Origin of the sequence: Paucisalibacillus globulus, from assembly GCF_900184735.1 — a bacterium.
Classification (GTDB): Bacteria; Bacillota; Bacilli; order Bacillales; family Amphibacillaceae; genus Ornithinibacillus; species Ornithinibacillus globulus_B.
The window spans coordinates 217,949-237,944 of record NZ_LT855392.1 but is presented as its reverse complement, the minus strand read 5'-3'; the positions used below and the strand labels follow the sequence as shown (position 1 = coordinate 237,944).

General features: G+C 37.2%; 16 protein-coding genes and 1 pseudogene. 11 read left to right on the top strand and 6 right to left on the bottom strand.

Annotation, left to right across the window (positions count from 1 at the left end):
• Positions 1-44: 44 nt before the first annotated feature.
• Positions 45-2,093, top strand: a complete 2,049-nt coding sequence (locus BN999_RS12100) for a catalase (RefSeq protein WP_096271708.1) — start codon at positions 45-47, stop codon at positions 2,091-2,093.
• A gap of 108 nt (positions 2,094-2,201) precedes the next feature.
• Here the strand turns inward: BN999_RS12100 and BN999_RS12095 are convergent, their stop codons facing one another.
• A complete protein-coding gene (locus BN999_RS12095; protein ID WP_096271807.1) occupies positions 2,202-3,884 on the bottom strand; it encodes a serine hydrolase domain-containing protein in 1,683 nt (560 codons plus the stop codon).
• Between the two features lie 333 nt (positions 3,885-4,217).
• Between BN999_RS12095 and BN999_RS12090 the strand changes: the two genes are divergently transcribed.
• Genes BN999_RS12090 through BN999_RS12080 form a run of 3 tightly spaced genes read left to right on the top strand, consistent with a single transcriptional unit; the run spans position 4,218 to position 8,045 of the window.
• A complete protein-coding gene (locus BN999_RS12090; protein WP_096271705.1) occupies positions 4,218-5,774 on the top strand; it encodes a spore germination protein in 1,557 nt (518 codons plus the stop codon).
• Positions 5,771-6,889 carry a GerAB/ArcD/ProY family transporter gene (locus BN999_RS12085; RefSeq protein WP_096271703.1) on the top strand — a complete coding sequence of 373 codons (1,119 nt, stop codon included), beginning with the start codon at positions 5,771-5,773 and terminating at the stop codon, positions 6,887-6,889. Before BN999_RS12090 ends, BN999_RS12085 begins: the two co-directional genes overlap by 4 nt.
• Entirely contained in the window at positions 6,870-8,045 is a 1,176-nt protein-coding gene (locus BN999_RS12080; RefSeq protein ID WP_096271701.1) for a Ger(x)C family spore germination protein, read from the top strand. The genes BN999_RS12085 and BN999_RS12080 overlap by 20 nt, the downstream gene beginning before the upstream one ends.
• Before the next feature lie 226 nt (positions 8,046-8,271).
• On the opposite strand, the gene BN999_RS12075 is transcribed toward BN999_RS12080, so the two are convergent.
• The gene (locus BN999_RS12075; protein ID WP_096271699.1) at positions 8,272-9,465 is read right to left on the bottom strand and encodes an amidohydrolase; all 1,194 of its coding nucleotides are present in this window, start codon (positions 9,463-9,465) and stop codon (positions 8,272-8,274) included.
• A gap of 38 nt (positions 9,466-9,503) precedes the next feature.
• A pseudogene (locus tag BN999_RS12070) lies at positions 9,504-10,917 on the bottom strand (MFS transporter).
• 252 nt (positions 10,918-11,169) lie between these two features.
• On the opposite strand from BN999_RS12070, the gene BN999_RS12065 reads away from it, so the two are divergent.
• Genes BN999_RS12065 through BN999_RS12050 form a run of 4 tightly spaced genes read left to right on the top strand, consistent with a single transcriptional unit; the run spans position 11,170 to position 14,722 of the window.
• Positions 11,170-11,835: a PspA/IM30 family protein gene (locus BN999_RS12065; protein ID WP_096271697.1), complete on the top strand. Its 666-nt coding sequence runs from the start codon at positions 11,170-11,172 to the stop codon at positions 11,833-11,835.
• A 22-nt stretch (positions 11,836-11,857) separates the two neighbouring features.
• Complete coding sequence (locus BN999_RS12060) at positions 11,858-12,886, top strand: TFIIB-type zinc ribbon-containing protein (RefSeq protein ID WP_096271695.1); 1,029 nt, start codon at positions 11,858-11,860, stop codon at positions 12,884-12,886.
• On the top strand, positions 12,883-13,653 hold the full coding sequence (locus BN999_RS12055; RefSeq protein ID WP_096271693.1) for a TPM domain-containing protein: 771 nt from the start codon (positions 12,883-12,885) through the stop codon (positions 13,651-13,653). The genes BN999_RS12060 and BN999_RS12055 overlap by 4 nt, the downstream gene beginning before the upstream one ends.
• 37 nt (positions 13,654-13,690) lie before the next feature.
• The gene (locus BN999_RS12050; protein WP_096271691.1) at positions 13,691-14,722 is read left to right on the top strand and encodes an SPFH domain-containing protein; all 1,032 of its coding nucleotides are present in this window, start codon (positions 13,691-13,693) and stop codon (positions 14,720-14,722) included.
• Positions 14,723-15,138: 416 nt separating this feature from the next.
• Here BN999_RS12050 and BN999_RS12045 read toward each other — a convergent pair whose 3' ends face one another.
• Both BN999_RS12045 and BN999_RS12040 read right to left on the bottom strand, forming a co-directional pair.
• On the bottom strand, positions 15,139-15,903 hold the full coding sequence (locus tag BN999_RS12045; RefSeq protein ID WP_096271689.1) for a sulfite exporter TauE/SafE family protein: 765 nt from the start codon (positions 15,901-15,903) through the stop codon (positions 15,139-15,141).
• A 308-nt stretch (positions 15,904-16,211) separates the two neighbouring features.
• Positions 16,212-16,880, bottom strand: a complete 669-nt coding sequence (locus BN999_RS12040; RefSeq protein ID WP_096271687.1) for a hypothetical protein — start codon at positions 16,878-16,880, stop codon at positions 16,212-16,214.
• 330 nt (positions 16,881-17,210) lie between these two features.
• On the opposite strand from BN999_RS12040, the gene BN999_RS12035 reads away from it, so the two are divergent.
• Positions 17,211-17,417 (top strand): hypothetical protein, encoded by a 207-nt coding sequence (locus BN999_RS12035; RefSeq protein ID WP_096271686.1) that lies wholly within the window; start codon positions 17,211-17,213, stop codon positions 17,415-17,417.
• 75 nt (positions 17,418-17,492) lie between these two features.
• Positions 17,493-18,431, top strand: a complete 939-nt coding sequence (locus BN999_RS12030; protein WP_096271685.1) for a Na/Pi symporter — start codon at positions 17,493-17,495, stop codon at positions 18,429-18,431.
• Between the two features lie 146 nt (positions 18,432-18,577).
• Here the strand turns inward: BN999_RS12030 and BN999_RS12025 are convergent, their stop codons facing one another.
• Positions 18,578-19,111 carry a CotY/CotZ family spore coat protein gene (locus BN999_RS12025; protein WP_176481960.1) on the bottom strand — a complete coding sequence of 178 codons (534 nt, stop codon included), beginning with the start codon at positions 19,109-19,111 and terminating at the stop codon, positions 18,578-18,580.
• 193 nt (positions 19,112-19,304) lie between these two features.
• On the opposite strand from BN999_RS12025, the gene BN999_RS12020 reads away from it, so the two are divergent.
• Positions 19,305-19,853, top strand: coding sequence for a hypothetical protein (locus BN999_RS12020; RefSeq protein WP_096271681.1), 549 nt, complete (start codon positions 19,305-19,307; stop codon positions 19,851-19,853).
• Positions 19,854-19,996 lie beyond the last annotated feature (143 nt).

Sequence of the window (19,996 nt, the reverse complement as noted above, 5' to 3'; positions counted from 1 at the left end):
TTGGAAAGGTTACTAGTAGCACATAATGAAAGGAAAATTTTACTATGCATGAGAAAGACAAAGTGAATGAAAAGAGCAAACAAGATCAATTAGAGCATTTTAAAGTTGAAGATACCGGTAAAGAGATGACTACTAATCAAGGATTAAAAGTATCGGAGGACGAACTTTCCTTAACAGCAGGAGAACGGGGCCCGACTTTAATGGAAGATTTTCATTTCCGTGAGAAGATGACCCATTTTGATCATGAGCGTATCCCTGAACGGGTTGTGCATGCTCGTGGATTTGGGGTACATGGTGAATTTGAAGCTTATGAATCAATGACAGAATATACAAAAGCAGGGTTTTTATCTGAAGCAGGAAAAAAGACTCCTGTATTTGTTCGTTTCTCAACCGTTGTAGGGTCACGTGGATCGGCTGATACGGTAAGAGATGTTCGTGGGTTTGCTACGAAGTTTTATACTGAAGAGGGAAATTATGATTTAGTAAATAATATTCATCCAGTCTTTTTTATTCAGGATGGGATTAAGTTTCCTGATATTGTTCATGCAATAAAACCAGAACCACATAACGAGATTCCGCAGGCTACAGCTGCCCATGATACATTATGGGATTTTGTAGTGAATAATCAAGAAACAGCGAACCAGATAATGTGGCTTATGTCCCCTAGAGCAGTACCGAGAAGCTACCGTATGATGGAAGGGTTCAGTATTAATACGTTTCGATTTGTCAATAAAGATGGAGTATCTCGTTTTGTTCGACTACACTGGAAACCTAAACTTGGTGTTCACTCCCTTGTTTGGGATGAAGCGCAGAAAATTAGTGGTAAAGATCCAGATTATCACCGAAGAGATTTATATGATGCGATTGAAATGGGGAACTTTGCTGAATATGAACTTGGCGTGCAAATGATAGAGGAGAGTGATGAGTTTTCTTTTGATTTTGATATATTAGATGCGACCAAGTTTTGGCCTGAGGAAGAAGTGCCGGTAAAAATCATTGGAAAGATGACACTCAATCAAAACGTTGATAATTTTTTTGCTGAGACTGAACAAGTAGCTTTCCATCCTGGACATGTTGTTCCGGGAATTGACTTTACAAATGACCCATTGCTACAAGGTAGGTTGTTTTCCTATACCGATACACAATTGATTCGACTAGGTGGGCCAAACTTTCATGAGATACCAATTAACAAGCCAGTTGTTCAATTTTATAATAATCAACGTGATGGATATCATCGTCAAACAATCAATAAAGGAAACGTATCCTATCGTCGTAACTCACTAGCAAATAATACCCCGAACCCGATTAGTGAAGAACAGGGTGGCTATGCCCATTATCAAGAAAAAGTAGAAGGAAAAAAGGTACGCCAACGAAGCAAAAGTTTCGGTGATCACTTCTCCCAGGCGAAAATCTTTTGGAATAGTGTGAGTGATCCAGAAAAGAAGCATATAATCGATGCGTTTAGTTTTGAAGTTGGCCATGTAAAAAATTTGAATATCCGGCAAAAAGTAGTGGATATGTTTGCGAATGTGGATGTTGGTTTAGCGAAGAAAATAGCAGAAAACATCGGAGTAGAACCACCAAAAGTGGTGGAAAATTCAACTGAAACGAAAACATTTCCATCATTAAGTCAATTAAATACAATTAAAACTGCTGCAACTCGAAAAGTAGGTGTTATTCTTAATAATGGTTTTAATGATAAGGAAGTAATGGAAGTATTACACGGATTAAATGCTGAAGGTATAACTTATGAAATTATTAGTGAGAAACAAGGGCGAGTAATGGGAACAGGTAGTCAAGACCTAATGGTTAACCATACATTCTCTACAACGGATCCTGTCCTATATGATGCAATTTATATTGCGTCAAGTGCTAATCAAAATACAGAGTTCTATAAGCAAACCGTATATTACTTAAAAGAGACGTATAAACATTACAAACCAATTGCTGCATCCCAAGATGGAATAAAGATCTTAGAAGAGACTAATCTTAAAGGCAATCTAGGAGTGTTAGATGGCGCTGGTACAAGGTTGATAAAAGACTTTATTCGAGCTCTTGCAGAACATAGGCATTGGGAAAGAAAAATGATATAGTAACTTGATTACTTTAAAAAAATGCAGACCTCAAAATAAATATGAGGTTCTGCATTTTCTAGTATAAAGAAGCTTTGTATCTGAACTATTTAATACCTAACATCTCTTTTAATAGTTCCTCTTTGTCCAACCATCGCTGATCAAATCTAATGGTATTTCTACATTATCTGAATCCTTCACCTCTAAATTAGCAATATACCACCCACGCCCATGGTAATAAGTATCTGTTTCGTAACGGAATCTTATGTGACTTGTTTCAGATGGAATCACTACTTCTTGTGATAACCAATCCACACTTGTTCCTGTAAAGGGATCCAAGATTTTTGTCCAATTTTCCCCATCACTTGAAATCTCTACAATACCCAAATCATAGTCTTGCTCCGTTCGAAACCATGTGTCAAATGAGAGGGTTGCATCCGTTTCTAAATTCACTTCTGCAATTAATGTCCGATTTAATAGGTCGCCATATCCTGCAAACCATGCTCCTTCTTTCTTATTAGGCATCGACACTGGAATAGCATCTGCAACTAGTTCTGTAAACTTACGTCTAGCGGGATTAGTTGAAACGGTATTGCGAGTAGGATGCACCCGATTCGTCAACAAAATCGCGATAGTATCGTTATTTTGATTGATGACAATCGATGTTCCAGTATATCCCGTATGTCCTAATGAGGAGGCTTCTGATAAGCCTTCCATATACCACATCTGTGACATTTCCCACCCAAGTCCATGATCGTCACCAGGGAATTCAGGTATTTGATTTTCTACTAGTAAATCAACCGTTTCAGGCTTCAATATTTGTTTACCACCATAGCTACCTTTATTTAGATACATATGGGCTAGGATCGCTAAGTCATGTGCAGTGGAGAAGACTCCAGCATGACCTGCAATACCATCGAGTGCCCATGCCTTTTCATCATGAACTTGTCCCCAGACAATTCCTCTATCTGTCCAAGGCATATACTCTGTAGCAGCAATTCTGTATTGTAAAGATTCAGGTGGATTATACATTGTATCATTCATGTTGAGAGGCTCGGTGATGTTTTCCTTCACATAGTGGTCAAGCCTTTGACCAGAAAGACGTTCAATTAAGATTCCTAATGTAATCATGTTTAAATCACTGTAAGTGTATACTGTTCCAGGTTCATTAGAGAGAGGGTATTGAAGTACATATTGGTGCCTTGCTTCACGGTCCCCTTCTACATCATATACAGGTGCACTTGGTGGAAATCCGGAAGTATGGGTCATTAATTGACTAATCGTTACATCCTCTTTTCCGTTCGTAGCGAATTCAGGAAGATGCATGGCAACTGGATCATCCAACTCGAAGTGGCCATCTTCATATAGTTTCATTGTCGCTGTTGTAGTGAAAATTTTGCTTATGGAAGCAAGGTCGAAAATGGTATCTTTCCTCATTGGAATTTGGTTCTCAGCTTCCGTAAAGTTGTCATCTTCATAGAGGTATGCATGTCCATATGCTTCATGTTGAACGATATGCCCACCCTTAGCAACAAAGGTAACTGCACCAGGAAATGCTCCGCTAGCAATCATATTTTCCATTACTGGACCAATATTCAATAACGGCTCTTGTATCATTCCAGCCCCTCTAACTGAGCCGGGATGTAGAACAGGTGATATTGGTCTAGGGCTTCCCCATGTGAATTTTGGGTGAGGTTTGGATGATGACTTTTTTGCATTTTGTTTTTCTATAGTTGGCTCATGAGTATGATTAGATTCTGCCATTGTTGTTCCAGGGTGGAATAAAATGGTGCTAAACAAGGTAATGAACATTACAACATAGAGTAATCTACGCAAAACTTCTCTCCTCCTTAATGGTTATATTAGATAAGTAACGGTGTTAGTAATGAAAGCGTTTTCTAAAGTTGATTATAGAAGAAAAATTATTGCCTGTATATGCAACTAATGAATCAACTTAAAACTATCCTTAAAGACAAATAAAGTTAGGGTACAGATAATTTGGACTAGTTATATTCCTGTTGAATCAATACATTTTCTATTGAATAGAAGTTCACCAGGATCTACATACCGAACACCAATATTGGTATAAAAAACCATAAAATAGGGAAACAAAAGGAGAGAACTTTTAAAGACTAGAGGGATTTCATGGTACGTCGAGTATATACGAGGAGCAATAAGAAATCAAAGCAACATGAAGAGTCACCAAGCAAACCAGTCAAACTAGATAGTAATTTAAATACAAATATCCAACAGTTAAAAAAGCTTTTAGATGCTCCAAATGATTTAGTAGTTAGGGAAATCAAGTTTGAGGAGGCAAATATCACCAGTGCTATTGTTTATATCAGTGGATTGATCGATAGACAATTAGTACAGGATAGTATTTTAGTTAATTTGCAAAATGTGTCTCAAAATTTGCAGTATCCCATAGAAAATGTAGGGCTATTCCATAAGATCTATCAATCATTTATTTCCATCACTTCCATAGAGCTAGGGAATACTCTTGATGATGTTACTAATGGAATTCTTTCGGGTAAAACAGTCCTTTTTTTAGATAATACGGAAACCGTCTTACTAATGGATACCAAAGGTGGGGAGAGTCGTGGAATTGAAGCACCTACTACAGAAACGGTTGTTCGTGGACCCAAAACGGCGTTTGTTGAGAATCTTGGAACAAATTTATCGCTACTTAGAAGATCCCTTCAGAGCCCAGATCTAAGATTTAAGACACATCAAATTGGTCGACGTAGCAAGCGAAGTCTTGTTGTTGCTTATGTGGACGGTGTTATTAATCCAGCAATTGTTGGAGAGGTCAACCGACGGATAGAAACCATCGATATTGACGACGCACCAGAGGCTGGATTTATTGAACAGTGGATAGAGGATAGTTTTCTATCTCCGTTTCCACAGATGAATAATACGGAGAGAATGGACAGAGCAGCCTCAGCACTCCTACAGGGAAAAGTGGTCATTCTGTTAGATGGGACACCATTTGTATTAATCGCACCTGTCACATTAGGGGATATACTAAAATCGCCTGAGGACTATTACGAAAGGTGGTTGATAGGTTCATTACTAAGATTCTTACGCTATCTCGCCGCTTTTATGGCACTATTTCTGCCAGGTTTATATATTTCATTAGTAACCATACATCCAGGAATGCTACCAACTGATCTTGCGCTTTCTATCGCTGCATCAAGGGAAGGTGTTCCATTTCCTCCGGTAGTGGAGGCATTTTTAATGGTAATCACAATGGAATTACTACAGGAGGCCGGTATAAGACTCCCTACACCAATTGGTCAGACAATTGGAATTGTAGGTGGGTTGGTAATTGGAGAAGCGGCTGTTTCAGCAGGTATCGTTAGTCCAATTATGGTAATAGTAATCGGTCTGACTGCTATTGCTGCATTTGCAAATCCAACATTCAGTATCGGTATTACATTCCGTATCTTACGCATTGGTTTTATGCTAGCTGCAGCAATTTTTGGTTTATATGGAATCGTACTTGTCTATATTATGATTAATATTCATGTGGTCAATTTAAAGAGTTTTGGTATACCATATTCAACACCTTTTACACCAACTATGGTAGGGGACTGGAAAGACCTTGTCATCCGTGCACCGATGACGATGCTAACAGAAAGGCCAAAGTTTTTGGCTCCTAAGGATGCAAAATCTGTTGATAAAGGAGCAAACGGTGGATGAGATCATTCAAATATGGTGATGAGAAAATTAGTGGTAGAGAATTAATGATTGCCTTGCCATCCATCGTTATTAGTGTTGACATTCTCTCGTTACCAAAGGAAATTTCCAATGATATGAATGGTTCTGATGGATGGATTGTTCTCTTAGTTGCAGGTGGATTTAGTCTTCTAATTATTTGGATGATGGCTCGACTTGCAGCAAGCTTTCCTGGACAATCCTTTTTATCTTATGCTTCCACTATTCTTTCGAAGCCAGTTGCGATTGTACTTACTCTTATATTTGGGGTTTTGTTTATTGGCGTAGCGGCTTATTATATACGGGTGCTGGGACAGACATCCCAACAATATTTATTTGAACAGACACCAGTTGAAGTTGTTTCCCTCTCATTTTTACTGGTGATAGTCTATGCCGTATGTGGTTCTCGAGCAGCCTTATTTCGCTTAAATATGTTGTTTTTTCCAATCATTAATATCGTATTACTATTTGTATTGGTGATTAATATAAAGTGGGTTGATGTGACTAATTTATTGCCAGTATTTCAAACCGATCTTAAGAGTTATGTAAAAGGATTACAAACCAGTGTAATGGCTTATATGGGGTTTAGTATTGTCTTATTCTATATTGCCTTTGTGGATAAGCCAAAAAAAGCACCTAAACTCGCTATGCTTGGTATGTTGATCCCCATTGTGTTGTTCATATTAGTCTATTTATTCTGTCTCATGATTTTTGGACATGCGGCAACATCCAACTTATTATTTCCTACCATTGATTTGGCGAAACGAATAGAGGTACCAGGGGGTATATTAGAAAGAGTAGAAGCATTCTTCTTTATTGTTTGGACAATGGGTGTTTTTAATGGAACCACATTGGCATTTGATGCAGCTATTTTAGCATTAAATTCTGTTTTGAAGCGTATGAAGAAAGTTAAGCTTGTTATCATATTGAGTCCAATCATATACTATATTGCTCTACTCCCTAGGAATATTAGTCAAATTAATATGTTTCAAGACTTCATCCATATGTTTCTGGTTTCGTTTGCATTTTCGATAACAATCATATTGGTCTTTGCAGCTAAAATAAGAGGAGTGGGGCGTAATGATAAAGCGAATAAATAAAGCTTTGAGCTGTTTTATTGCCCTAATGTTACTCTCAGGTTGTTGGGATTCAGTTAATATTGAAGAACGCGGTTTTATTGTAGGAATGGCAATTGACGTAGCTGAAGAAGGCAAATCAGATGGAAATTATCAATTAATATTAACGAACCAGTTTGCCGTACCATCTGGCCTGGGCACCCCTAGTCAAAGTGGGGGAGGTGGTGGTAAGAGCTTTATGAATTTATCTGCAAGTGGGACTAGTATTTATGATATTGCTCAGAACTTGGCAAACCAGACAAATAAAATGCCATTTTTTGAACACTTAAAGTTAATCATTGTTTCGGAAGAAGTACTAGCTATACCGGAGCTTTTTGCCAATGTACTGGATGTGTTTATCCGAAATAGAGATACTCGTCGAGGAATTAAAGTCATCGTTTCAAAAGGAAAAGCAATGGATATTTTAAATGTTCAACCCGATACAGAAAAGCTACCTGCCCGGTATATCGATAGAATTCTGGAAAATAGCATGCGAAAGACAGGTGAAATGAAGCCCGTAAGAATTGGTGATATTCATGAGTATTTACTTAGTAAAAGTAGTTTCGTACTCTCAGAGGTAACAGCAGATGATAAGAAGATAACTTTTGAGGGTGGGGCTGTTTATAAAGGAGTTTCTAAAAGTATAATCGGTAATCTAGATTTGGAGGAGATGCTTGGATTTGAATTAATAACGGGACAGGAAGTACAAGGACCAGTTGTTATAAACTATAAGGAACATTTAACTGCGTATTCGATCATGAAATCAAAAAGTAAAATAACTATTGATGCAGATCGTCCGGATAACATCGATATTAATGTGACGATACAAATGGAAGGTGAAATACAAGAAACTTTTGGTACCGTCATACTAGAAGACCCTAAAGTCATTCAAGAACTAGAAGAGGAAATATCTGAAAAAGTAAAAGCTATTACAAATCAAGTAATTGACAAAGCTCAAAAAGAACTTGAGGCAGATATATTCGGCTTCGCAGATAAACTAGAGAAATTCCACTATGATACATGGAAAAAGGTAAAAAAGGACTGGGAACGTGGTGAGAACTATTTTAGTGAAAGTAATGTGAAAGTTACGGTCAAGGCGGAAGTTCGCACTGATGGTGTAGTAGATAAATCTAAAGAATAGAAAGTATGGTGGGAGTGTGTTTGATTTTTTACTAGGGTTCATTCCTGAAAAACTTATTATTATAGGTACCGTTCTGGCTTTTGTAATACCTTATGCTGTCTATAGAATAAATCAAAAGCTACTTGAAAAAGGTAATCCGCCATGGAAGAAGGATAGTTATAACGGGTGACTATTAAAGCACAACAAACTTCAAAGAGGTCTGTTGTGCTTTTTTAACATCAAGAATTCAATCCTTACTTTCTTCCAAAAAGTTATATGTTACTTCTCCAACTGCTTTTGCTGCTACAAGAAGAGCATCCTCATCCAAATCAAATTTCGGATGGTGATTAAAGTAAGGTTCGCTAACGCCTTTTGGTGTACAACCAATATAGAAATAAGAACCAGGGATTTTCTCTAGATAATAGGCAAAATCATCGGATGGTGCCATTTTAGGGAACTCTTCTACTTTCTTAATTTCTTTTTCATTCGAATTTTTAAGTACATCAGCAATAAATTCTGTTAATTCCGGGTCATTATATAGAGGTGGGTAATCCGGTGTATACGTTAATTCGCAAGCTACACCAAATAACTCTTCTATTCCCTTAACTATTCGATGAAATTCTTGTTCAATTACGTTTTGGACCTCGTCATCGGAATAACGGATATCTCCTTCAATTACAATACTGTCTTTAATAACATTGAAGGTTCCTTTTCCGTCAAACGAACCGATGGTCACAACTCCAGATTTCATCGGGGTGACTCTACGACTTATGATGGTTTGAACTGCTGTAACGAAATAGCTACCTGCGACAATGGAATCATTGGCCTTATCTGGGGAAGAGCCATGTCCGCCTTTACCTTTAATCACTAATTTAAAATAGGTTCTTCCATTAAATGAATAACCACTATGATAACCGACTGTTCCTGCAGGAGCGAGAGGTAGAAGATGTATACCAAAAATAGCTTCTAATTCGTCCAGTTTACCTGTTTCCATAATACTTTTTGCACCACCAGGTGGTACCTCCTCTGCATGTTGGTGAATGATTTTAACCTTACCTTTTAACTCATCCTTCAGTTGAATCAGACAGTCAGCGAGAACAAGTAGATATGCCGTATGAGCATCATGACCACATGCATGCATGACCCCATCATTTTTGGACTTGAACGGGACATTTGCTTGCTCAGTGATTGGTAAGGCATCAAAGTCCGCTCGTAATCCGATGGTCTTGCCTTCTTTTCCACCCTTAATGGTAACAATTATCCCGTATCCATTCCCAACGTTCGTTTCAATTTCAACATCCTTATCCTTGTAGAAATCAGCAATATAGTTAGCTGTTTTTTCTTCTTCAAAGGATAGTTCTGGATTCTCATGTAAATATCGTCGAATCTTAATCATTTCGTCGTTTCGTGATTCCAGCATTTTCATTAATTTTTCTTTCATTGCCTTTCATCGCCTTTCTTTCTCTCTGGAACATCCCGTTAACGTCCTGCACCTAATGGTTTTGTAGTTGGTCTCGTTCTTTTGGTTTCAGTAATACTTTTTGGAACTAGTACGATAATAGCGATTAATGATAGTATAGCAAAAATAACATTTGTTATAATCCCTGCAGTCGCGGCCACATTGACGGAACTCACGTTAGCTACTATACTATAAACCGTCGCAGATATAGCAACTCCAAATGCATTACCTAATGAACTTGCCATTTTATAAATTCCGGAAGCTTCTCCAACCTTATTTTCAGGAGCACCGGCAACGGCTGTATCAGTCGATGGAGTAGCATACATACCAAGACCTAACCCAAATAAGATAAATCCAACAAAAACCGCAATGGTGTACATAAAGTCAGGTAAAAAGGTTAATCCCATGATGGCAACTCCTATTAAAGTACCAATAGTCCCCCAAATCATTGGATTTATGGCCCCAACCCGTTGCATAACTTTTTCACCAACACGAATCATGGCCAGGACCGCTACTAAGTAACCAATAGATAACATTCCGGATTGAAATGCTGTAAAGCCACGTCCTACTTGGACATACGTATTGGCAACGATTAGAGTACCAGCGACAGCATTTAACAAAAAGTTAGAAATAGTTGCTCCTGTATAGGGTTTGTTTTTAAATAACTTAAAATCAATTAGTGGACTGTGTTCCCGTTTTCCTTCATAACGGACAAAGGCAATGATCCCTATAATTACAATTGCTATCAAACACAGAGTTAATAGGCTAGTCCATCTAAAATCAGCTCCTTGTGTGATCACAATGTTTAAAGCAAGCATAGTTATAATGAATATGGTTAGACCACCGTAGTCGAATTTGAATTAATCCGTTGTCTCTGTTTTACTTTCAGGTACATCCCTAACTAGTAACGCGAAGATAATGGAAATAATAAAAATCCATTTCCAACCCATGTAGGTTGCAATTGCTCCCCCAGCAAAAGATGTCACACCAGAACCACCCCAAGAACCGATAGACCAATAACTTAAGGCTCGTTGCCTTTCTTTACCTTCAAAATATGCCTTCATCAAAAGCGATTGTAGCTGGCATAATACACGCAGCCGATAATCCCTGTAAGACACGACCAATAATTAACAGAATAGACCCCTGTGCAAGGACAAGAAATAAAGAACCAATAACACTAAAAATTAACCCAACATAGGTGAGTTTCTTTCTACCTACCCGGTCTGCCAGCCCTCCGGCTACAACAATAAACATCCCAGAGAACAATGAGGTAAGACTTATAGCGATATTTAATGTCCCTAAATTAACACCCAAATCCTCTTGTGCTGCGGGTACAATGTTTACCATGGCCTGAGCAAATAGCCAGAAAGTAATAACACCAAATACAATCCCAATGATCATTTTATTTGTACCTTGATAGGTAGTTTTATCCATAGTATATTCTCCTTTAATTCGTACCAACGGTAGTTGCAAGATAATTTCCTAATAATGTAAGCTTAATATGGTACTCGTATGTTTGATTTATACAAGTTTAAGAGACTGTACACCCGTGTGGTTAAAGTTTCTAACATTGGATAAAAATGCTTTTTTAGTAGGTAAACCATCCAGCTTTTCTTATCTTGAAACCTTCTATTCCAATATTACGTATAAATAGGTACTATAAAAGTAGTGGAAGGCGGTAGTGGAATGAGTATACTAACACGATTACGAGCGATTTTAGAGAGCAATATACAAGTAAAAATAGAGAAGGCAAAAAAACCAGAAGCGGAAGTCCAGAAATATATAAGAGAAGTAGAGCGAGAGGTTAGAGAAATAAAGGGAGAGCTTGAAGCGGCGATTTCCCTTAGAGAACGGTTGAAACGGAACCTTCATGAGTGCCAAGCAGAAATGAATAAAATGGAACGGTACGCGATGAAATCTTTAGAAACTGGTGATGAGGATAAAGCACGTAGGTTTTTGGATGAGAAAGTAAGCTTGGAACCTAAAAAGCAAAATTATGAAAAACAATATGAAATAGCTGGACTTAAGGTCGAACAAATGACATTAGTCCAGGAAAAACTAACCCAAGACTTAAACCAACTTTCCGAACAACGTGACCGGATTATTGGAAAATTAGCTACTGCCAAGAGTAAACAACAATTAAACGAGATTGGGTTGTCTCAATCAAACGTTCGTTTAACTACTTTTGACCAATTAGAAGAAAAGGCTAATCGGGCATTGGCGGAAGCAGAGACATTAGAAGAGTTAAGAAAAGGTCTCGATTATGACATGGATAAGCTGGACCAGAAATATGATGAAAGTAATGATGTAAACACAGAATTGGAAATGTTAAGAGATAAACTAAAACGATAAATTGAGTTAGGGGGGAAGAGAAATGGTCATTCAATATAAATGCCCAAATTGTGGTGATGACATGGCATTTGACAGTGAGTCTGGTAAGTTAACTTGTGGAAGTTGTGGACGTACAGAATCAATCGAGGATTTCTCTGATGAGTATATAACGACAAGGTTTTCAGTTGATGAAGCGAAAGAATATGTATGTAATAATTGCGGTGCAGCAGTGATAACTGATGCTGATACATCTGCTACATCATGTAGCTTTTGTGGCGCTGCGGTGGTCTTGGCTGATCGGGTTTCTGGCATTCATGCACCGGACATGGTTATTCCATTTCAAATTAGTAAGGATGAGGCAATTCAAGCATTTAAGAAATGGTGTAAAAATGGTAGATTGACACCAACCGGTTTTATGTCAGCAGACCGTATTAAGTCAATGACAGGCATATATGTCCCATTCTGGATTTATGATTTACATAGTATTGCAAAGGTTAAAGCAAGAGCTACTAGGGTGAGGGAATATACGCAAGGTAACTACATCTATACAGAAACAAAGTACTATGATGTACACCGAAAAATAGATTTAACCTTTAATAAAGTTCCAGTTGATGCATCGGAGAAAATGAATGACGATTTAATGGATAAATTAGAACCATATGACTATGGAAGTTTAAAAGACTTTAAAACACCATATCTAGCAGGCTACTTAGCGGAAAAATATAACTATGATAACAAAGAATTATTTCCTCGTGTGAAATCTAAAGTCAGCAGTTATATTGATAGATATATTAGTTCCACAATTAGTGGGTATTCTTCTGTTCGTTACGAAGAAAAGCGTGTCGATACGAAGGAAACAAAGGCACATTACGTTCTTCTACCAGTATGGATGGTATATTATGATTATGATAAGCAAGAACACACCTTTGCAATGAATGGTGTTAATGGAAAAGTGGTTGGAAAACCTCCACTTAGTATGGCAAAAGTATCTGCGTGGTTTGGCAGTATTGCCGCAGCAACATTTATTGCTGCTAAGGTCCTTACGCTAATTGTTGGAGGGGATATCTGGTGAAAAAGCGAATAATAATTCTTACTAGTATTTTCTCTATCATTTTTATTTTTGGATCTTTTAGTAATGTTTACGCGGATGAGACTAAACAACGAGTGTATGACTATGCTAATCTATTAACAGATGATGAAATCGCCAGGCTGGAGAATTTATCCTTGCAGCATGGTAAAGAACACGAAATGGACTTTATTATTGTCACCACACAGGACGCTGATGGTAAGGATATTAAACCTTTTATAGAAAGTTTCTATGATGATATGGCATTTGGTTTTGATAAACCACATGGAAACACGGTAATCTTGGCACTTGATATGAGCGAAAGAGATGTAATGATAGCCGGGTTTTATAAGGGGAAAAAGTATCTGGATGATCAACGGGCAACATTAATCAGGGAAAAAATAACACCAAGTTTATCAAGTGGCAATTATTATGATGCCTTTACCCAATACATTGAACTAGGTTCTGAATATATGGAATACATGCCTGGAGTTAACCCAGATAGTTTTCTATTAAAAACATGGTTTCATCTTATAGTGGCAATAGGGCTTGCCGGAGTAGTAGTTGGATCCATGGCTTATAACTCTGGAGGGAAAGTCACGGTTAATGAACGAACATATACAGGGAATTTTCAAGTGTTAGAGCGAAAAGATATTTATCTAACGAAAAGTGTCACCAAACGTAGAAAGCCACAAAATAATAACAAAGGTGGCGGCGGTGGTGGAGTAACAGGTGGAGGTCACTCCTATAGTGGAAGCCGAGGGAAGTTCTAATTAATTTGACTATAAAAAAAGCGAAAGGGAGTTGCATATGTCTTTTTTCAGAAACCAATTTGCTGATGTTATTGAATGGGATGAGTTCCGTGATGATATGATATTTTGGAAGTGGAGTAATAAGGAAATTAAAAAGGGTAGTAGATTAATCATCCGTCCAGGGCAGGATGCAATTTTTCTTTATAATGGAAAAATTGAAGGTGTCTTTAAGGATGAAGGGGATTATAATATTGAATCTGAAATCATCCCTTTTCTTTCTACGTTGAAAGGATTTAAATTTGGCTTTAATAGTGGCTTACGAGTAGAGGTTATTTTTGTTAATACCAAAATATTTAATGTGAAGTGGGGAACAAGAAATGCAATAAATATTCCAGCACCTCAACTAAATCTCCCAGGAGGTTTACCTATTAGAGCAAATGGTACATTTGAGTTTAAAGTAAATGATTATATTGCACTTATTGATAATATTGCAGGTGTGAAGAATCGTTATTTGGTTGATGATGTGAAAATTCGAATAACGACTATCTTGGATCAATTATTAATGAAATGGATTACACGTGCAGGCAAGGATATCCTCAATTTACAGATGAACAGTACCGAGATATCTAGAGGAATTCAGGAAGACTTAGATATGGAAATTCATCAAATGGGAATGACCATTACAGGTTTTAGCGTGGGGGACTTCAACTATCCAAAGCAAGTTCAAGATATGATTAATAAAAGTGCCTCACATGGTATGGTAGGAGATGTTTCCAAGTACCAGCAGATTTCCGTTACAGATGCAATGGCTTCAGGTAAACTACAAGGATCTGGTACGGCGAGTGATATGGCAGGTATGATGATGGGAATGACAATGGCGAATAAAATGATGGATAATATGAATCAGAATAATTCTCAAGATCAAATGAAGCAACAAAACCAGAATCAACAGAATCAAAATGAACCTACTCAATCTGAGTCTAATAAACCATCTGAAGGAACAAATAAAGCTCCAAACTTCTGCCCTAACTGCGGACAAAAAACAAATGGAGCAAATTTTTGTTCGAACTGTGGACAGAAATTGGTTTAGTTTAAAGAGGCTGGGACAAAAGAGTTTTAGTTGATTAAAATCCGAACGAACATGAAAAGCGCATAGACCCGCTCCGGAAATATACTACGCTTTTACTGTCAGCACAGGGGCGACATCTGTTCGAGAGTACCTCACAGTGTCTACCTTGCCACGGGCGGCTGGTAAGCCTCCTCAGAGCTAAAGCTCTTCCGGGGTCTCACCGATGCCTATCCTCCCGTAGGAGTCTCCGTATATTTCCGGAGCTAATGTGGCGTATCGTTCAGGTTCTCAACTTATACTTTTAGTTATGTCCCAGCCTCTTTTTTATTAATCCTTAAAATAAACTATTCCTAGGGTTACTGATTTTCCTTCTCTAATGATAGAAATGTACAAGAAAAAAACTAAGTTAGAAAACCTGCATAATAAAGAATGTGCTTTTACCCAACGATTAATTTTAGCCCAGTAAAAAAGATAATGATGAGGATAAGAAGGCGGATAAACACGGAAGGGAGTTTTAAGGTTAATTTACTGCCGATGATAGATCCTGGTATGGACCCACAGAGAAGAAGTAGCAATAAATGGAAATCTACATGACCATAAAATGCCATTAGAATACCTGGTATTGTGGTGAGTAAAAAAGCATGGGCTATGTCTGTTCCTACAAGCTCTGAAGATTTTAGATTAAAGAAATACAGAAGTATTATTGCAAAGAGACTACCCGCTCCAACTGAAGTTATTCCTACAATTACTCCAAGGACTATTCCAATTACAATGATTAATGTTCTTTTGTCATTAATATCTTTTTCCTTCCATGAACGTATGATTTCAAAGTTGAAAACAAACTGTATTAGAGTTAAAAGAGAAATACTTACTAAGACTATTCCTAACAATAAAAGAATAAGGGATTCATTATAGTAATCTGATAAATAATAGTGAAAGAGAAAGTTAGCAATAATGGCAGAGGGGAGGCTCCCAATAGAAAAATATTTTACAAGTTTAATATTTACTGTTTTTTGTTTTAAATGCTGTAATGTGCCAAATGCCTTTGTTACAGAGTTATATAAAAAGTCAGTACCGATAGCAATTACAGGGGGGATTCCCATGAAAATTAAGCTAGGTGTGAGAAGAGATGCTCCACCTACGCCAGCTACACCGATTAATATTCCAACAATAAATCCTAAAATAATAAATTCAAAGCTCACAATATGCACCTCAAAAGTTTAGGATGGATATTCGTTATACTCTAAAATCTTATAAAGACAAACTTGTAACGGATGGTTAAGTAAACGAGTATAAGAATAATGCATTTTATGTCTTGAACGGTGCAAACGAAATAGCATATACCCATTTCTCATCATATTGAAATTAAATTGTTAGAATATTTACATAAATATAATCAAGCGATAGACACTACTTGTCCTTACAAAAATTAACTAATGAAAAATTAATAGGGAGGAGAAGTTTCAAACAAAAAGTTAGTGTTTGGTTATAGTATGGCATATTTTTTTAGCTATAAGATTTTTGAAGGAGTAACACTTCTTCCACCAATTGCAGCTGCTTTTCCTGTACTATTATTAATTGCTAATACATGCAGGAAGGAAGGAAAAGTAACATATTCATCATGCCATATGGCGATATCTAAGTTAGAGTTTGCAATACCTATCGATCTTCCTGCGGGTGTCGATGTGATATTGTCGTAATTTAAATTTGTATTCACCCGGAATTTACCAATATTAGTTAGATAAGCATATGGTTTTGTCAACCCTGTTTGACTGAAACCAATAAGTCCCCCACCAGTATTCACGAATTTGGCAATATCTTTTTTTCTAGAAACTAATAGTTTATTTTCTTCTTGTGTTAATCCTCCAGAAGGGGTTGAAGTTATACTACTGGCAATAGCTAGCAAAGCAAATTGAGAAAAGGATATATTAGCAATACCGTCTCCGTTAGCGAAGGATACAGTCTGATTGATATCCAATGAAACAGCGTTCCAAAATCTTGTTACGTCGTCAAATCGGTCTTTGCCTCCTCCAATTACTAGGATTCCTCCACCATCATTAGTAACATTATTCAGGACACTACTAACAATGGTTGCGTAACTAGAGATTGGTCCGTGATAACCACCTTGTGAGTAATCCTCTGCATCAATTCCCATTAATACGATTGGCCCTCCGTCCATAATATACCTCCTTATCATTGGTTAATTTTTAGAAGATTTTCTCTATGAACACCCCAAATTTCCATTTTAATAAGTGTTATATATTATTCATTTTAATAGATAGTGTTTGGATTAATGTCCGCTTGATTAGAAAATAGGTTACGTCAACATAGAGGGGAGGGGTCTGTTCCATAGGGATTTTACCTTGACCATTACTTAATTATCTATTGTCCAAGTCTACAAATGATTATCATTTATCTAGTTTCCTACACATTTTTTACGTATATCAATATTTGTCCAATTGAATCTATTAATATATACATATTGTAATGGTATAGGGGAGGTGAATTCATGCTAGAAGTAATGTTTATTTCACTTATTGCTGGTCTATTTGTCTATCAGGTTACATTTTTTAGAAAACTAACTAAAAAGCAAGTAAACCAAACATTAAGGACTCTAGTAACCGACTTTGAGCCTGATTCAATTCGGGAAAAAGTAGTTACGATTCCTACTCAACCAGTTGCCATTCAACAACCTGTGAACCGTTCCAATAAATAGACTTCTTGTTAACCCTGTGTAAATAGCTCCTTAGTTGATCCCGTTTATTTTATGTGTGAGAAAGAAGGTGAAAACTTGTATCAATTACTCCTGTTTATTCTTACATTGGGTGTATTTCTATTTGGAATGTATCTTTTAAGAACGGGACTATTTAACTTATCAGCTGATCGGCTAAAAAATCTTTTAACAAAATTAACAGATTCCCCGTGGAAAGGTCTCCTACTAGGGATGGTTGTTACTACAATCCTACAAAGTAGTTCGGCTGTTTCAATCATTGTAATCGGTTTAGTAGCTGGTAAAATGCTCACTTTTAGCCAGTCCATTGGAATTATTTTAGGGGCCAATATTGGAACTACGGTAACAACCGAAATAATTGCACTGGATATTGATGCGATGATTCTTCCAATGGCCGGTATTGGGGTTGTTCTTTTCCTCATTAATAAGAAAAGTTTCCGTAATATTGGTATAGCTATTTTAGGATTAGCAGCTGTTTTCGGGGCAATGTGGGGATTTCAAACCCTAGCAGAACCGTTACAGGGAATGCAATTCATTGGCCAATTGTTCTTGGTTCTCGATAATAATCTATTCTATGCAGTTGTAGCCGGGGCATTATTAACAACTATTATTCAATCTAGTACCGCCACGACCGGAATTACAATGGGATTCATTGCAGTCGGTATATTAAACCTAGATACTGCAGTAGCTATCGTATTAGGTGCTAATATTGGAACTTGTTTTGATGCGTGGTTAGCCTCTATTGGTGGTGGAAGAGAAGCAAAGCTAACCGCTTGGTCCCATATTTGGCTTAATGTGTTAGGGGTTATTGTGTTCTTCCCGTTCATCGGTGTACTTGCTGATGTGGGAACTTATTTGGCAGATAGTCCTGATGTCCAAGTAGCTCATATTAGTGTTCTCTTTAACGCGCTTAGTTCCTTAATTGCATTACCATTTGTTAATAAATTCTCCAAGTTTATCATGAAAATCCACGGCCGATTTCCTGTTAATGATTCGTAAAATCAAAACCATCCCCATTAACTTAAGGGATGGTTATGATTTTATCTTAATGTGTTAGTGCATAACATGGCACTAATGTTTTCTCCGCACAGTTAGTATCTATATTAATATATTTCTTCTATACAATACTATTTCTAATATAAGTTCTATTTGGGTAGAGGTCTAGTAGCATCTAAACAAGAAATACCTAAGAAATCTTTTAAGTCAATCGTTAAACAAATACCAGTTTCTTGAAATTGAATGGTTCTATACGGTGTTTTATCCTTGAAAAAGTCGCATAGTTTATCGCCTTTATCAGTAACCGGGCAGCCATTAGCATTAACTGGTCTTAATAATTCTACATTTACACAACAACGGTCCTTCTTTGTGAACTGTTTAGCACGTAATACTGGTGTTTCAATACACTCGTAATATCTATCATTAGGGAATCCTTCGATTGGCTGTTTATGAACACCACTAGCAATAAATGGCTTACAACCCTCTTTGCAATACAAAATGAAAGGTACTGTAGTATTTTGGTTCTCTCTTGTTGGTGAAAGCAAATCACGAATAGATTGCTGACAACTAGTGTCACAATTCGTTGCTTCTTGCGCAACTCTGTTTTGTGCTTTAACTATTTTCTCTACTACTTCACAAACGCAATTCTCATCATAGCATCGATGTTTGTTATGCCTATCCAATATTCTCACCCCTTTTATACGTAGTTCCTATAGCTTATGCAGAACATCTGCGGTGGGGTAGTTTTATAGTCTAGTTTTCACCTATTTGGGTGATGTTCATAGTGATAGACATACATTTTACGTAACATAAACTATTATCTCTATCATCTAACTCCCCTCTTGCATCTAATAAAGTGTAAGGAGGTGAAAGTGGATGAGTAGAAATTATAAGGATTATGAAAGAGGAGTGATGGGTGATATGGATAGACGAGGAAATGAATATGATAACAAGCATGACAACAAGCATGATAAACATTGTGGTCAACCACAAAACGTAAATAATGTAGTGGACTTCCGTTGGGATAAATTGGATCCAAACAAAGATAAGTATAGAGAGCGCCTTCCGAATAATCGTAAGAAAAAAGTTGCAACTATTACGTTCCCTAAACTGTGTGCGGGTGATGTCGTATGGTTGAATGGTGTTGTTGGTTTGGAAAGTGAAGCAGGCGATCCAGAAACAGATGTGGAAATTAGCATCTTCAAAGGTCAATCACCAGTGTTAATCGACGGAAAGGAAATTTACCGTAGTGATTTTGATATCGACGGTGATCATGATGATGAGACTGTAGCACCATTTGCTCATGTGGATGTTGCAACAGAGGATCAAACTAACGTAACTTATGTACTATCTATTAAGGCTGAAGACCCTGATATCTTCCTTATCGGACCATTAACATTTACCGGTTTACAACTAAGACGTTAAATGAAAATTATAAAGTAGAGGCTGGGACAAAAGAGTTTTAGTTGATTAAAATCCGAACGAACATGAAAAGCGCATAGACCCGCTCCGGAAATATACTACGCTTTTACTGTCAGCACAGGGGCGACATCTGTTCGAGAGTACCT

Coding starts and splice junctions, on each gene's coding strand:
- BN999_RS12100 (WP_096271708.1), top strand. CDS start 45: ATGCATGAGAAAGACAAAGTGAATGAAAAGAGCAAACAAGATCAATTA.
- BN999_RS12095 (WP_096271807.1), bottom strand. CDS start 3,884: ATGTTCATTACCTTGTTTAGCACCATTTTATTCCACCCTGGAACAACA.
- BN999_RS12090 (WP_096271705.1), top strand. CDS start 4,218: ATGGTACGTCGAGTATATACGAGGAGCAATAAGAAATCAAAGCAACAT.
- BN999_RS12085 (WP_096271703.1), top strand. CDS start 5,771: ATGAGATCATTCAAATATGGTGATGAGAAAATTAGTGGTAGAGAATTA.
- BN999_RS12080 (WP_096271701.1), top strand. CDS start 6,870: ATGATAAAGCGAATAAATAAAGCTTTGAGCTGTTTTATTGCCCTAATG.
- BN999_RS12075 (WP_096271699.1), bottom strand. CDS start 9,465: ATGAAAGAAAAATTAATGAAAATGCTGGAATCACGAAACGACGAAATG.
- BN999_RS12065 (WP_096271697.1), top strand. CDS start 11,170: ATGAGTATACTAACACGATTACGAGCGATTTTAGAGAGCAATATACAA.
- BN999_RS12060 (WP_096271695.1), top strand. CDS start 11,858: ATGGTCATTCAATATAAATGCCCAAATTGTGGTGATGACATGGCATTT.
- BN999_RS12050 (WP_096271691.1), top strand. CDS start 13,691: ATGTCTTTTTTCAGAAACCAATTTGCTGATGTTATTGAATGGGATGAG.
- BN999_RS12040 (WP_096271687.1), bottom strand. CDS start 16,880: ATGGACGGAGGGCCAATCGTATTAATGGGAATTGATGCAGAGGATTAC.
- BN999_RS12035 (WP_096271686.1), top strand. CDS start 17,211: ATGCTAGAAGTAATGTTTATTTCACTTATTGCTGGTCTATTTGTCTAT.
- BN999_RS12020 (WP_096271681.1), top strand. CDS start 19,305: ATGAGTAGAAATTATAAGGATTATGAAAGAGGAGTGATGGGTGATATG.